Genomic DNA, 14,224 nt, shown 5'->3' with positions numbered 1-14,224 from the left:
GCAAATTGGCAAATAGAATTCCAAGAAGAACGAGTAAAAGGATAATTGTCCTATTTATTATTGTTCGTGGCGGACGAAGCTCCTAATTTGCTGGTTAAATGAACAATAAATAGCAAAGTGGCAAAGTACACATTCTACTAGCATGGTAATTAACAAATAATAAACATTGTATAAACCTTATAAATACAATAGCGACCTTAAATGGAGCGCGAAAACCATGATAGACAGAAATCATCTTGCCAACGTTGGCACCACGCCTGTCGCCAATCTCATCGAGAATGGTGTTATTGATATTCCTATGTTGCAACTGCTCGCAGCAGACGGCGTTGAAGTTGATGGGGCACCAGAACTCGACATTTCTAAAGATATAGCGATAAAAATTCATCATACGATGAGTTACATCCGTGTATTGGACGAACGTATGGTGGCAGCCCAGCGACAGGGTCGTATTAGCTTTTATCTTGCCAGTACGGGCGAAGAGGCTGCATCCGTAGCAAGTGCGGCAGCGCTGTCAGACAACGACATGATCATGTCACAGTATCGAGAGCAGGGCGCGCTAGCTTATCGCGGGTATACGACTACTCAGTTCATGAACCAAATGTTCAGTAACAAAGAAGACCCCAATAAAGGTCGTCAAATGCCGATCCATTACGGCGATAAAGCGCTTAACTTTATGACCATTTCGTCACCCTTGGGTACGCAAATCCCACAAGCTGCGGGTTATGCCTACGGTCAAAAAATGCAAGGGAACGAAGCTGTGACTATCTGCTACTTTGGCGAGGGCGCTGCTTCTGAAGGAGACTTTCACGCTGGATTGAATATGGCAGCAGTGCTTAATTGCCCCGTAATATTCTTTTGCCGAAACAACGGATACGCGATTTCTACGCCAGCAGACGAGCAATTTGCTGGCGATGGTATTGCCTCTCGCGGTATCGGTTACGGTGTAAAAACAATTCGAGTGGATGGTAATGACCCGCTAGCCGTTTACCACGCCACTAAATTAGCGCGCAAAACTGCACTTGAACAAAATACGCCAGTGTTAATCGAAGCAATGACCTACCGACTAGCTGCGCATTCTACTTCAGACGACCCGAGCGGTTATCGATCAAAAGATGAGGAAGCAAGATGGCAAGCCAGAGATCCTATCAGTCGTCTCGCCATTTGGTTAGAAAACAAAGGCTGGTTAGATACCAAAGCCCATGCCAAGCAGCTTGATACAGTGCGACAAGACGTTTTAACCGCCTTAAAGACTGCTGAAACTATTGACGTATGTCCTGTGGAAGAGCTTGTCACTGATGTGTTGGACGAAGTGCCTTGGCACCTAGAAGAGCAATTGGCTGATTTAAAGCGTCATATCAAAAAGTATCCTGAACAATATCCAAGTACGTCGGCGAGGGTGAAGTAATGCCACAAATGAATCTACTTCAAGCAGTAAACAATGCACTCATTACCGCGATGGAAAAAGACCAACGCGTCATGGCCTTTGGTGAGGACGTGGGCCACTTTGGTGGGGTATTTCGGGCAACAAGTAACCTTCAAGAGAAGTTTGGTAAAGGGCGATGCTTTAATACGCCATTAACGGAACAAGGCATTATTGGATTTGCGAACGGATTGGCGTCACAGGGCTCGGTTCCAGTGGCTGAAATCCAGTTTGGTGACTACATATTCCCTGCTTTTGACCAGATCGTTAACGAAACAGCCAAATTTAGATACCGCTCTGGCGGGCAATTTGATGTGGGTACACTGACTATTAGAACGCCTTATGGCGGCGGAATTCATGGCGGGCACTATCACAGCCAGTCACCAGAAGCCTATTTTGCCCATTGTCCGGGTATCAAGATTGTCATTCCAAGAGATCCATACCAGGCCAAAGGTTTATTGTTGTCCTCAATAAGAGACAAAAACCCTGTGCTCTTTTTAGAGCCCAAACGTTTGTATCGCGCTTCTGTATGTGACGTACCGGAAGAAGACTACACCTTACCCCTAGGCAAGGCTGACATAGTGCAAGAGGGTAAAGATATCACTCTAGTCGGTTGGGGCGCGCAAATTGAAATATTACAAAAAGCCGCGCAACGTGCATTAAACGATGGCGTGTCTTGTGAAGTTATCGATTTGCGTAGTATCGCCCCATGGGATGCCCAGACAGTGGCGTCGTCAGTAATGAAAACAGGTCGGTTGTTGATTAACCATGAAGCACCGCTTACGGGTGGCTTCGCAAGTGAAATAGCAGCAACTATTCAAGACAAGTGCTTCTTGTACCTAGAGGCACCAATTGCACGAGTCTGTGGTCTTGATACCCCTTATCCGCTGGCGCATGAAAAAGAATACATGCCAGATGAAACTAAGACGTACGAAGCCATTAAACGTACGCTTCACTATTAAGGAATATAACAATGACTGTAGATTTTATATTGCCTGATATTGGTGAAGGAATCGTTGAGTGTGAACTTCTGGAATGGTTGATTAACGAAGGCGATGTTATTGAAGAAGATCAACCCGTTGCTGAGGTAATGACAGATAAGGCGACCGTACAAATACCCGCCATGCATAGCGGTGTTGTGAAAAAGCTTTTCTACAAAGCTGGTGAAATAGCCAAGGTGGATGAACCTCTGTTCTCGTTAGATACAGACACAATTACAGATAGAGCTACCAATGCGAGCGAGTCCCCAGTAGACAGTAACGTTTCGAATGAACATGGTGCCTCTAATTCCAGCCCTCAACAGGTTGATATCCCATCATCACAAACCGAACAACTTATCGATTTCATCTTGCCAGATATTGGCGAGGGGATCGTCGAGTGTGAAATTGTTAAATGGAATGTCGAAGAAGGCGACGAGGTACTGGAAGACCAAAGTGTGGTTGAAGTGATGACCGACAAAGCGGTGGTAGAAATCCCTGCTAAACACAGTGGAGTGGTTAAAAAGTTTTACTACCAACAGGGCGAAATTGCGAAGGTGCATAAACCCTTGTTCGCTCTCAGTACTATGCAAGGTGGCAGTGAAGAGAACGCTAAGGCGCAAAGCGATCAAAATGAAAGTAGCGCTAGCAATGGGATAAAACCAGCAAACACGTCAGCGCAAAATTCAGTGGGAACGGAAGGGGACTTCGAACCTCCAATCGTTATTGATGGACGAGTATTAGCGAGCCCCGCAGTACGCCGTATCGCAAGAGAACATAATGTTGATTTGGCTGAGTTAACAGGTACCGGTAAAAAGGGGCGAGTTTTAAAGGCTGACGTGTTGAACGCACTTGATGGTATTCAATCACAAAACATTGAAAGCAAGCCCGAACAAAGAGTAATTGCAGCCAATGAGGCGGCAGAGACTAATACTTCTATTGCCTCTGCTTCTGGTAAGGTTCGCGTAGAAAAACTAAGAGGCGTAAAAGCAGCAATGGCGAGACAGATGGTTGCTTCTGTATCTACCATTCCTCATTTTACCGTGTCTGACGACGTGGTGATGAATAATTTGATTGCATTGCGACGTCAGCTTAAACCTATGTTTGAAGCTAAAGACACCTCGCTTTCATTCATGCCGTTCTTTATCAAAGCTCTATCTTTGGCATTACATGAATTCCCAATCATCAATAGTCAGTTAAATGCTGATGCAACGGAAATAAGCTTTTTTGAAGACCACAATATTGGTTTTGCGGTTGATGGTAAATTGGGGCTCGTGGTGCCAAACATTAAGTCTGTTCAACAGAAAAGTTTGTTTGATATTGCCAGTGAGTACCAAGATATAGTCAGTAAGGCACGAGCGGGCGCACTATCTTCAGACCAAATGAAAGGTGGTACTATCAGTATTTCGAATATTGGTGCTATTGGCGGTATAAATGCTACACCTGTCATCAATATGCCTGAAGCGGCCATTGTGGCCTTGGGCAAAACCCAATCACTGCCGCGATTTGACGACAATGGGAATGTGGTAAGCCAGCAAATCATGACGGTTAATTGGTCGGGTGATCATCGTATTATCGATGGTGCGACTATGGTTAAGTTTAATAACCTTTGGATGCAATACCTTACTCAACCAGAAACTATGTTGATTCACCTACGTTAACGGCAAGTGGTGTGGCTTTGCTTGTCACGGTGAGGCTACACGAGATATTATTGCGTTTTACATACAGTAAAGTGGGTATCCAAAGATACCCACAAACAACCGCGATGATCATTAAGTGCTAAGTTACCAACACGGCTTTCACGCCGGAAATCACGCCGACGTAATAAAACATATTGCGTGGATGGGCGTTATTGAACACCTGAAGAAAAAAATAAACCCTTTACCTTGTTTGATACTCACAGTGGTGCAGGTAAATACCAATTTGAAGAAACTACGATGGCTCAAAATAAAGAATTTGAGTCGGGTATCAGTAAATTGGAAAGTATTTCGCAAACGCGCTCTAGTCTGCTCAACAACTACCTCTCAATTGTGAAACCTTTTTACGACGAAAGCAGTTATCCCGGCTCGCCGTTAATAAGCCAATCTTTGCTTAGAGAGAATGACACTCTGCATCTCATGGAACTACACCCAGCGGAGTTTGACAAGCTTCAACACGTAATGAAGCGTAGAAGCGGATGTCACCTCCACAAAAGAGATGGTTTTGAAGGCTTACTCGCTTTGACTCCGCCAAGGCCTAATCGTGGTGCCGTACTTATTGACCCTCCTTATGAGAGATTCCAAGAATATCAGGATGTGTCTCGTACTTTGAAGAAGATGTTTGGCCATTGGGAACAAGGTATCGTTGTGATTTGGTATCCACTACTATCTGCTCGCGCAGGGAAAAAGCACGGTGCTAGTGAAGTAATGTACGAGGTATTGGGTGATCTCGCGAAAACCAGTTTCGTTGCCGAGCTTGTGGTTGAAGATGCAAGTGATGATAACGGTATGTATGGTTCGGGGGTTTGTGTGCTTAACCCGCCTTGGCAACTTGACGAACACCTTTCATCTGCACTTGATGAGCTAACGACGGTTATGGGTGATGACGTTACCTCGTCTCTTCGTTGGTTAAAGCGAGAAGGGGAATAATGAATAGCGCGCGGGATATAAAACACTTTTATATTCCTGAAGAGCAGTCAATTTATCTGCTCTCTCACGCTGACGCCAAAAAGTTAAAAGATTGGGTTGCTTTGTGTACCCATCAGCTCGAGAGTCTGGGATACACGCAGATCACTTTATTGGGAAAAGGCGCGTTCGGCTTCGCGTTTTCAGGGGTTTCTCCGAGTAACGAAGCACTTGTTTTTAAGTTCGCTCGATTAAATTTACCTCAACATGTGCGAGATCGCCTCGAGGAAGAGGCTTTCATGCAATCCCAAGTTCACCATCCCCAAGTACCTAAGGTTGTTGATTTTCAGCATGTGGGTAAGCAACCCATTTTAGTGATGACTCGAGCGCCCGGTGCAGATTTGGAGCAATTCAGCTTAAACAGTGGACCTCTTGCTCCACATTTAGTGGTTAAAATAGCGGTGCAGTTGGGCGAGTTACTTTTAAAGTTACGATCAAATACTCACAACGACGTGACTAAGCCTGTGGTACACGGAGACATTAAGCCCTCTAATTTGGTGTGGAATAGTCTTACCGAAACCGTTGAACTCATTGATTGGGGTTCGTCGGTATTTGCACAGTTAGACGAACATGGGCAAGCAACGAGCAGTAACGTAATGGACTTAATGTCTCAGTCAATGCATACAACAAATGCGAGATTGGGTGACGTTTACTTTATTGGCGATGCTCAGTTAAATGGCGAGTTGTCTTCACCTCGATTCGATGAGGATGGATTAGCAAGTACCCTTTATGCCTTAGCTTCTGGACAATCCTGTCGTTATGGCAGTAAAGTCATTACGCCCAATTCCCTTGGATTACCCAAGATGCTCGCGAGTATCCTTACTTATATGCTCAGCGAGAACGAACAAGAAAGAAAGCAAGGAGCAGATTACTTTTTTAACCATTTGCATGTGTTGAAAAACATCGTTTTTTCAAAACACTACAAAAGAGACTACAGCGCAAGTATTCCAACGTGGATCAGTCAGTCTACCCAAGATATAGAAACAGTAGTTTACAGCTCTAGAAAGTCTTATCTCAGAGATAGCGCCCCTAATCATGAGCCGAGCCTCTACAACATCAACGACGTACAGTTTGATCGTTATTACAAAAATTATCTGCAGGGTATGGGGGATACAGAAAAAGCCTTTGTATCGGGGATCAGTCGATTAGGTCGTTATCCGGTGGTGGGCGGCATCGCGATACGTTGGGCACCAGAGGGAATCTATGTTGATTCAAGTTTAAATCTTTATGATAAATCGCTTCAAGAATCGTTTGAACTCTCGGTTAATAATGTTATTTCGCTGGCTGCTGCCTTACATAAAACAGGTGTATTTAAGTGCTGTATGTTCAACGCGAAAAATACCCTACATGTAGAGCGCGAAGACGCCACTAAACCCTTTATTCCTCATCATAGTTGCGTGATCCCATTTGAGCGCTCGATGCTTTCGGTGGCTACAGAAGAGAGTCGCTTCCATTCGTACTTTGAAGATGGTGAAGACCCTGATGAACTACTCGTGCTACCCGACGAGATCATGAAGCATATTCATACACTTAATAGTATTCATCACACTGGTTGCATAATTTTTGAGGCTTTACCCACGCATTTGAAAATACACAACTACTTTACTTTGTTAGATCACACAAAAGCATATCAATTTGAACAATGCTTGCGGTCAATAGTAAGGTTGATACCCAGTATTAAGGGATTGGGTATTTCAGGTTTCATGAAATTGCCGTATAAAGACACCCGATTTTTTGAACATAGTGCTAAACGGCCAGATAATTATTATCCCCGTAATCCAAAAGCCGAATTAATGGAGCAGTCTCATGAGTGATGTAAAACTTTCATCATTATTTTCGCTAGAACCCATAGAAGAGGGGCTTTATCGCGGACAAAGTTGGGACTTGGGTTTTAGAGCTTTATTTGGTGGTCAGGTATTGGGGCAAGCGTTGAGTGCGGCCTACCAAACGGTGGACGCCAATCGCGTTGTACACTCTTTTCATACCTACTTTCTTTCGCCGGGCGATGCCAAGCGGCCGGTGGTTTACGATGTAGAGATAGTGCGGGATGGACGAAGCTTTTCTGCCAGACGAGTTAAAGCTATTCAAGGTGGCAAAAGTATTTTTTACATGACGGCATCATTTCAGGTACCAGAGCCTGGAATGACCCATCAAAAAGCCGATATGCCCGATGTTCCAGCACCAGAAGATGTGCAATCGGATATCAGTTTCTACGAAGACAATATCGACAAGATATCCCGCACAATGCGAGAAGCATTGGCTTACCATAAACCCATTGATATACGCACAGTAGATGCGGCGAACTCGTATCATGCACAAACTCGTGAACCCATGCGTTATCTTTGGTTAAAAGCGCGAGATCCACTAGAGTCTGACTCAGAACTTCATCAAGCCTCGTTAGCCTATGCCTCTGACTACCATTTTTTGAGTACCTCTTTGCAACCTCATGGGATAGCGGTCACCGACAAAACGTTGCGTATAGCGACTATCGATCACGCTATGTGGTTTCACCGCCCGGTGGATCTCAACGATTGGTTATTGTACGCCATGGAGAGTCCTTTCAGCGGTGGCGCCCGTGGCATTGTTCGCGGTCAAATTTTTAATCGCTCCGGTGAATTAGTGGCAACCACTATGCAAGAAGGCTTGATGCGTCAAATAGAGTCAAAAGGAAGTAAATGATGTTATACGTCCTCGGTGAATATCAACCACAATGTGATACTACTGCCTTTGTCGCCCCTGGTGCACATGTTATCGGCAAGGTGATTTTGGAGGCTGGTGCTAGCGTTTGGTTTAATGCTGTTGTCCGTGGTGATATGGATACTATTACTATCGGTAGAAATACCAATGTACAAGATGGTTCTGTACTGCATACAGATGCTGGTATTCCTCTCCGATTAGGTGAGGGAGTCACTGTAGGACACAAAGTAATGCTGCATGGATGCGAAATTGGAGACTACTCGCTTATTGGTATTAATGCCGTTGTACTCAATGGAGCAAAAATCGGCAAATTTTGTGTCATCGGCGCGAACACTTTGATTACTGAGAATATGGAAGTGCCTGATTACAGTATGGTTGTCGGCTCACCAGGAAAAATAGTTAAAAACCCTTCCAGAGCAAGTCGCGATGAAACTAAGGGCGTCTGCAGAGCACTACGTCGAAAACGCTACCAACTACAAAGCGAATTTGCGCCAAGTTTAAAAGCAATTCGTCAGTTGTAAAGATAAAGCAACAGATAAAAAATGCCCGGAAACAATCGTTCCGGGCCTAGGGGAATGGCTCATTGCTGAGCCGTGCGCTAACTATTGCAAAGGGAGAGGTTCATGCAAATCTTTAACGGATAAATAGTATAGTTCACATTTGTTCATTTTATAAACATATATTTGCTGAAAATCGTCTAATTACACAATTATTCAGATCAACTTCGAATAAGCGCTGTAATATCATTAAGATACAAGTGGTCTGATTTTTGGTTTTAGTATTTCTTCACAGTCTATTTTTTATACCTGCACTGAGCACAATTTGTTCACACCTTATCCAAAGCTATAATATTTATGAGATGGGTAAAACACATTCATTTTATGAATGCTCGGAACAGGTTATTGTATCTCATGCGCCAACGTACAATACTTCAAGAATGTTTAGATTCGATGACGAGTATTGGGTATGTCTTCTTCAAATGATCAGTTTTCAACATTTATTCCTCCAGAACGTACATTGATGGGGCCAGGCCCATCAGACGTCCACCCTCGTATATTGAATGCGATGGCTCGACCCACACTTGGTCACTTAGATCCACTTTTCGTAGGCTTGATGGATGAAACCAAATCGTTACTTCAATATGCATTTAAGACCAGTAATGCGCTAACTATGCCTATTTCAGCGCCGGGCTCAGCAGGCATGGAGGCATGTTTTGTTAACTTGGTTGAGCCGGGTGATAAGGTGCTAGTGTGCATAAATGGCGTGTTCGGCAATCGTATGTTAGAAAATGTTGAGCGCTGTGGTGGTGTTGCTTTAACAGTTAATAGCCCATGGGGACAACAAACCGACTTAGCCGAAGTGGAATCGACCCTAGCAGAGCACAAGGATATTAAAATTCTCGCATTCGTTCATGCTGAAACTTCTACAGGTGTAGAAAACGATGCTAAAGCTTTATGTGCACTTGCTCAGCAATATGATTGTCTAACGATTGTTGATGCAGTGACGTCGCTCGGTGGCATTGAAATTGATGTGGACGGATGGGGAATTGACGCTATTTATTCAGGTTCTCAAAAGTGCTTGAGCTGTGTGCCGGGGATTTCTCCTGTGTCGTTCAGCGAGCGTGCTGTGAGCGTTATCCAGTCAAGAAAGACAAAAGTACAAAGCTGGTTTTTGGATATGAACCTAATTGTGGGGTATTGGGGTACAGGTACTAAACGTGCTTATCACCATACTGCACCAGTCAATTCGATGTATGCGTTTCACGAATCACTCGTGCTTTTGTATAACGAAGGGCTAGAGAATGCTTGGGCAAGACATAAATCACATCACTTGAAACTTGTCGATGGTCTGAATGAACTGGGCTTAACACTCGCGGTAGATAGTAGTTATCGCCTACCTCAACTCAATGTAGTCAATATACCCGAGGGTATTGATGACGCCGCAACTCGTTCAAAATTACTCAACGAGTTTAATCTTGAAATTGGAGCTGGACTGGGTGAGTTCGCTGGTAAAGTATGGCGTATTGGTCTCATGGGCCATAGTGCTAAAACTCGTAATATTCATCACTGTTTATCAGCACTTAGCCAAGTTCTTAAGTAACGCGTAATCAAAAAAACAGACTTTTAGTCATATTTAGCAAGTATTCACCTAGGGTTAAGCTAAAAGTGAGATTATAGTTTCTAACGTAATGGTTCAAATGTGGCAATACGAAGGAAGACTATGAAAAAATTTTCACTTATCGGCTTAATCCTGTGTGTATTTGTGAGTGCTAATGCTTTTGGCGCTGATCCCGACCGTACTATCAATGTCAGTGGTAGCGGCGCTGTAAGTCTTGTACCTACCGGCTACAAAGTCACATTGGTACTGGAAGGAAAGGGCAATGAAATCGCTGAAATCAATAGTAAACTCGAGCAACAAAGAGCGAGTGTTGTAGGCTTTTTACTCGAGAGCGGTGTTGTCGAGCGTCACATTCAATCCATGCAACTTAGCGTTCAGCCCAACTACGAACACTCACCTCAGGGGCGTCAGCAAAAGGGTTTCATCGTTCGTCGTGAAATACAGCTAACGCACAATCATATTAATCATTATGACGCCATTATTGACGGCGCGCTGAAGCGCGGCGTAAACAGTATCTCCGGATTTTCGTTGATTGTGATGGACGACAATCAAGCCTATACAAGAGCTTTAAAACTTGCTTTATCCAATGCTCGCTCAAAAGCTGAGCTAGTAGCACAGGAATTCAATGTAGATTTGGGTGAAGTGGTTGCAATATCTGAAACAAGTGGCAATATGCCCGTTCCCATTATGCGCAGTGAAACTTTTGCTCGGGAAATGCCAGTGTCGTTGCCCGGTGAAAGAAGCGTTTCTGCGCATGTAAATGTGAGTTTCGCAATAAATCAGTAAAGAGAAGTTTCATTTGAAAGAGAAGCATTACGCTCAATTATATAGCCAAGTAAAAAGTTTGACTCAGGGAGAACCTGACCTAATTGCAAACTTGGCTAATATCAGTGCCTTGTTGTTTAACGGCTTAGACGACGTAAATTGGGCCGGTTTCTATCTCTTCAAAGAAGAGCAGCTAGTACTTGGGCCGTTTCAGGGGCAGCCTGCGTGTATCCGTATTCCTCTCGGTAAAGGTGTTTGCGGTACTGCAGCAGCAACTAAAACGGTTCAGCGCATCGACGATGTACATGCATTTGATGGCCATATTGCATGCGATGCAGCTTCAAACTCTGAGATTGTTATTCCCATCATAATTCGTAATCAGCTCGTTGGTGTTTTAGACATCGACAGTCCTATATATTCCCGTTTTGACGAACAGGACGAAAAAGGCTTGGTAGCTATCGTAGAGTTGTTCCAACAACTTATGGAATCACAATGAAATATAACGTCGATATTCATGTGGTATTGTCAACCTATGAAGATATGGAAGACATGCATGATGATCCTGATGAGGCATCAGAACGACTCAATTTCATTCTCCATGCCATTTACGATAGGGCTGAAGATGACATCGAAACCTCACGACTCGAAAAAATCTTGCAGTTTACGTGGGAAAACTGGCAACAAGATAAACTTTTATTAGACATAGACGACGATGAATTGCTCGATTGGGTTGACCACACGCTGGCAACTTGGGATGATGCAGATAACACAGATTTGTCCTGAACTACTTAGAAAGATTAATGGAATCACCAGAGAAGTTTAACAGCAGTAAGGAAGTTATCGCTTTCCTTGCACAAACCTTTCCGAATTGTTTTACCACTGAGGGCGAGGCTCGCCCACTTAAAATTGGTATATTTCAAGAACTAGCCAGCCGTTTAGAGGAAGAGCCGAGAGTAAGCAAAACCTTGCTTCGTTCAACGCTACGCCACTATACAAACAGTTGGCGCTACCTTTACAGCATTAAAGAAGGCGCTCATCGCGTAGACCTTGATGGTAATGAAGGTGATGTGATAGAAAAAGAACATGCGGATCACGCTAAAAACCAGCTTGAAGAAAGTAAAGCGAAAGCGGCTGAGCTTAGAAAAGAAAAACAAGCAAAACAGCCCAAGCGTAAAGAGCGCAAACAATTTTCTCGTCCAAAAGGTGAAAAATCGTCAGATTCAAGCCATGCTGAGAGAAAGGGCGGAACTAAACCGAAAAATCAAAGACCAAATAAGACACCACCTGAAAAGCTTACAGACAGTGATCTTAAGCAAGGTACTAACGTTACGGTGAAACTGGGCAAAGCGCCTATGCCTGCTGTTATTACCGAGGTGGCTAAAGATGGCATCCATGTTCAGTTAGATTCGGGTATGGTTGTCAAAGTCAACGCTGACGCGTTACGTTTGGCACGTTCCAAGAGGTCGTAATATGAAAGATATCCTTCGAGTTTCCATAGCAACAGCTTTTTTAACGGTGGGCGTAGGTGCGTCTGCAGTTACTACAACACCGAGTGTTGAAGAGCTACCTGTGCTTTCTCAAGAAACACAGCACAGTGTTGCAGCTAAAAGGGTGAGCGCACTCTTTACACGTTCACACTATATGGAAATTTCGTTGGATGATCAGCTATCTTCTCGAGTCTATGACAGATTTCTAGAGTCACTTGACCACAATAAACAAGTGCTCCTGTTGTCTGATGTGGAAGGGTTTGAAAAGCACAGAAATGCTTTTGATGAAGCGCTAAGTCGCGGTAACTTGTCGGTTGCCTATGAGATGTATAATCTCAGTGCGCAACGTCGCATAGAGCGTTATGAATACGCATTGTCTTTGTTAGAGGGCGAACCATTCGATTTCGAACAGGAAGGCGATAAGTTTTATTACGATCGCGAAGAGGCAACGTGGCCTACAAGCACTGCCGAACTCGATGAAATTTGGCGTCAGCGAGTAAAATACGATGCGCTGAGTTTAATACTTGCGGATCGCACTTGGGAAAAGACACAAGAGCTTTTAACCAAGCGTTATACTCGCGCAATTAAACGCACTATCCAAACCAAAAGCGAAGATGTTTTCCAAACCACGATGAACGCCTTTGCTCGTACTATTGAGGCTCACACTAGCTACCTGTCACCGCGCAATGCAGATCGTTTTCAAATGGAAATGAATCTATCATTCGAAGGTATTGGAGCGGTGTTACAGATAGAAGACGATTTCACCGTTATCCAGAGTATCGTTCCTGGTGGTCCAGCTGATGAATCAGGCGCGTTAAAGCCAGAAGATAAAATTGTTGGTGTGGCGCAGGACGAAGAAGAATTTGTCGATGTAGTAGGGTGGCGTTTAGATGAAGTTGTCGAGCTAATTAAAGGTCCTAAAGGCAGCACTGTACGTTTACAGATCCAGAAGGGCGCTTCAGATGCAACCTCTACGACTATTGTGAATTTAGTACGAGACAAAATAAAGCTAGAAGACCGTGCAGCAAAATCTGAAGTATACACACCTGAGACTGGTCCTAATGCAGGTCAGCCTTTAGGCGTTATCACTATCCCTAGTTTCTACAACAACCTAAGCGCGGATGTTGCAAAAGAAATTAATGCACTAAAAGCCCAAGAAGTGAAAGGGATTATCGTTGACCTTCGAGGCAACGGCGGTGGTTCATTGACTGAGGCCACGCTATTAACAGGCTTGTTTATCGAAAAAGGGCCTGTGGTACAGATTCGTTATGGTCATAACAAAGTTAATGTAAATCGTGATACTGATGGCCTAGTGGCTTACGACGGTCCATTAACTGTGCTTGTAGACCGCTATAGCGCTTCAGCTTCTGAGATATTTGCTGCAGCAATGCAGGACTACAATCGTGCACTTATCATCGGCGAGCAAACCTTTGGTAAAGGAACAGTTCAGCAACACCGCGGTCTGGGTAAGATATACGATTTGTATGATAACCCACTGGGTAGCGTGCAGTTCACTATCGCAAAATTTTACAGAATCAACGGCGGAAGTACGCAGCACAAAGGCGTAGTACCAGACATTCTATATCCATCCGCCATCGAGCCTGAAGATTGGGGTGAGAGTCAAGCAGAAAACGCGCTACCTTGGGACAGCATAAATAGAGCGAACTATACGACATTCGCTGACAGTAGTGGCGCGCTTGACGTTCTTACTGCAAAACACAACCGTCGCGTGTTACAAGACCCCGAGTTTGCATACATTCATGAAGACATCGCTGAATATCGTGAAAACAAGGACAGAGAGTTTATTTCATTGGTCAAATCAGAGCGTTTAGAAGAGAAGAAAGAACGGGAAGTCAAATCACTCGCACGTGCCAATGAACGCTTAGCAAGAATGGGTATGGAAGCAGTGGCATCGTTGGATGATTTACCGGATGATCTCGATGAGCTAGATCCATTCCTTGACGAAGCAGCCAACATCACGTTTGATATGATTGAAACAGGTCGTTACGCCTTCTCAGCTAATTAATTAGCGTTAAATGAAGGGCTGGTCTTGGGCCAGCCCTTTTTTTTATGTCTAAATAACAATTACTACAAAAA

Annotated in this window: 12 protein-coding genes and 1 pseudogene; all 13 read left to right on the top strand. The window is 44.1% G+C overall.

Annotation, left to right across the window (positions count from 1 at the left end):
• Positions 1-217: 217 nt before the first annotated feature.
• Complete coding sequence (locus EYS00_RS07325) at positions 218-1,405, top strand: thiamine pyrophosphate-dependent dehydrogenase E1 component subunit alpha (protein ID WP_130635902.1); 1,188 nt, start codon at positions 218-220, stop codon at positions 1,403-1,405.
• Positions 1,405-2,382, top strand: a complete 978-nt coding sequence (locus EYS00_RS07320) for a transketolase C-terminal domain-containing protein (RefSeq protein WP_130635901.1) — start codon at positions 1,405-1,407, stop codon at positions 2,380-2,382. Before EYS00_RS07325 ends, EYS00_RS07320 begins: the two co-directional genes overlap by 1 nt.
• Before the next feature lie 11 nt (positions 2,383-2,393).
• A complete protein-coding gene (locus EYS00_RS07315) occupies positions 2,394-4,058 on the top strand; it encodes a dihydrolipoyllysine-residue acetyltransferase (protein ID WP_130635900.1) in 1,665 nt (554 codons plus the stop codon).
• A 225-nt stretch (positions 4,059-4,283) separates the two neighbouring features.
• Positions 4,284-5,024 carry a 23S rRNA (adenine(2030)-N(6))-methyltransferase RlmJ gene (rlmJ, locus tag EYS00_RS07310; RefSeq protein ID WP_242618682.1) on the top strand — a complete coding sequence of 247 codons (741 nt, stop codon included), beginning with the start codon at positions 4,284-4,286 and terminating at the stop codon, positions 5,022-5,024.
• Positions 5,024-6,874, top strand: coding sequence for a serine/threonine protein kinase (locus EYS00_RS07305; protein WP_130635899.1), 1,851 nt, complete (start codon positions 5,024-5,026; stop codon positions 6,872-6,874). Before rlmJ ends, EYS00_RS07305 begins: the two co-directional genes overlap by 1 nt.
• Positions 6,867-7,739, top strand: coding sequence for an acyl-CoA thioesterase II (gene tesB / locus EYS00_RS07300; protein WP_130635898.1), 873 nt, complete (start codon positions 6,867-6,869; stop codon positions 7,737-7,739). The genes EYS00_RS07305 and tesB overlap by 8 nt, the downstream gene beginning before the upstream one ends.
• A pseudogene (locus tag EYS00_RS07295) lies at positions 7,739-8,258 on the top strand (gamma carbonic anhydrase family protein). The gene tesB and the pseudogene EYS00_RS07295 overlap by 1 nt, the downstream one beginning before the upstream one ends.
• Positions 8,259-8,777: 519 nt before the next feature.
• A complete protein-coding gene (locus EYS00_RS07290; protein WP_130636027.1) occupies positions 8,778-9,857 on the top strand; it encodes an alanine--glyoxylate aminotransferase family protein in 1,080 nt (359 codons plus the stop codon).
• A 120-nt stretch (positions 9,858-9,977) separates the two neighbouring features.
• On the top strand, positions 9,978-10,661 hold the full coding sequence (locus tag EYS00_RS07285) for an SIMPL domain-containing protein (RefSeq protein WP_130635897.1): 684 nt from the start codon (positions 9,978-9,980) through the stop codon (positions 10,659-10,661).
• Positions 10,662-10,674: 13 nt separating this feature from the next.
• A complete protein-coding gene (locus EYS00_RS07280; protein ID WP_130635896.1) occupies positions 10,675-11,136 on the top strand; it encodes a GAF domain-containing protein in 462 nt (153 codons plus the stop codon).
• Positions 11,133-11,423, top strand: a complete 291-nt coding sequence (locus tag EYS00_RS07275; RefSeq protein WP_130635895.1) for a hypothetical protein — start codon at positions 11,133-11,135, stop codon at positions 11,421-11,423. The genes EYS00_RS07280 and EYS00_RS07275 overlap by 4 nt, the downstream gene beginning before the upstream one ends.
• Before the next feature lie 17 nt (positions 11,424-11,440).
• Positions 11,441-12,109 (top strand): RNA chaperone ProQ, encoded by a 669-nt coding sequence (gene proQ, locus EYS00_RS07270; RefSeq protein ID WP_130635894.1) that lies wholly within the window; start codon positions 11,441-11,443, stop codon positions 12,107-12,109.
• A 1-nt stretch (position 12,110) separates the two neighbouring features.
• The gene (gene prc / locus EYS00_RS07265; RefSeq protein WP_130635893.1) at positions 12,111-14,153 is read left to right on the top strand and encodes a carboxy terminal-processing peptidase; all 2,043 of its coding nucleotides are present in this window, start codon (positions 12,111-12,113) and stop codon (positions 14,151-14,153) included.
• Positions 14,154-14,224: the final 71 nt, after the last annotated feature.

The sequence above is a fragment of the Alteromonas sp. KUL49 genome, from assembly GCF_006538345.1.
Classification (GTDB): domain Bacteria; phylum Pseudomonadota; class Gammaproteobacteria; order Enterobacterales; family Alteromonadaceae; genus Alteromonas.
This window is presented reverse-complemented; position numbering and strand designations above follow the sequence as displayed.

Excerpts from the sequence above, each read along its gene's own strand:
- EYS00_RS07290 (WP_130636027.1), top strand. The coding sequence starts at position 8,778 with ATGGGGCCAGGCCCATCAGACGTCCACCCTCGTATATTGAATGCGATG.
- proQ (WP_130635894.1), top strand. The coding sequence starts at position 11,441 with ATGGAATCACCAGAGAAGTTTAACAGCAGTAAGGAAGTTATCGCTTTC.
- EYS00_RS07285 (WP_130635897.1), top strand. The coding sequence starts at position 9,978 with ATGAAAAAATTTTCACTTATCGGCTTAATCCTGTGTGTATTTGTGAGT.
- EYS00_RS07315 (WP_130635900.1), top strand. The coding sequence starts at position 2,394 with ATGACTGTAGATTTTATATTGCCTGATATTGGTGAAGGAATCGTTGAG.
- EYS00_RS07275 (WP_130635895.1), top strand. The coding sequence starts at position 11,133 with ATGAAATATAACGTCGATATTCATGTGGTATTGTCAACCTATGAAGAT.
- EYS00_RS07320 (WP_130635901.1), top strand. The coding sequence starts at position 1,405 with ATGCCACAAATGAATCTACTTCAAGCAGTAAACAATGCACTCATTACC.
- tesB (WP_130635898.1), top strand. The coding sequence starts at position 6,867 with ATGAGTGATGTAAAACTTTCATCATTATTTTCGCTAGAACCCATAGAA.
- prc (WP_130635893.1), top strand. The coding sequence starts at position 12,111 with ATGAAAGATATCCTTCGAGTTTCCATAGCAACAGCTTTTTTAACGGTG.
- EYS00_RS07305 (WP_130635899.1), top strand. The coding sequence starts at position 5,024 with ATGAATAGCGCGCGGGATATAAAACACTTTTATATTCCTGAAGAGCAG.
- EYS00_RS07325 (WP_130635902.1), top strand. The coding sequence starts at position 218 with ATGATAGACAGAAATCATCTTGCCAACGTTGGCACCACGCCTGTCGCC.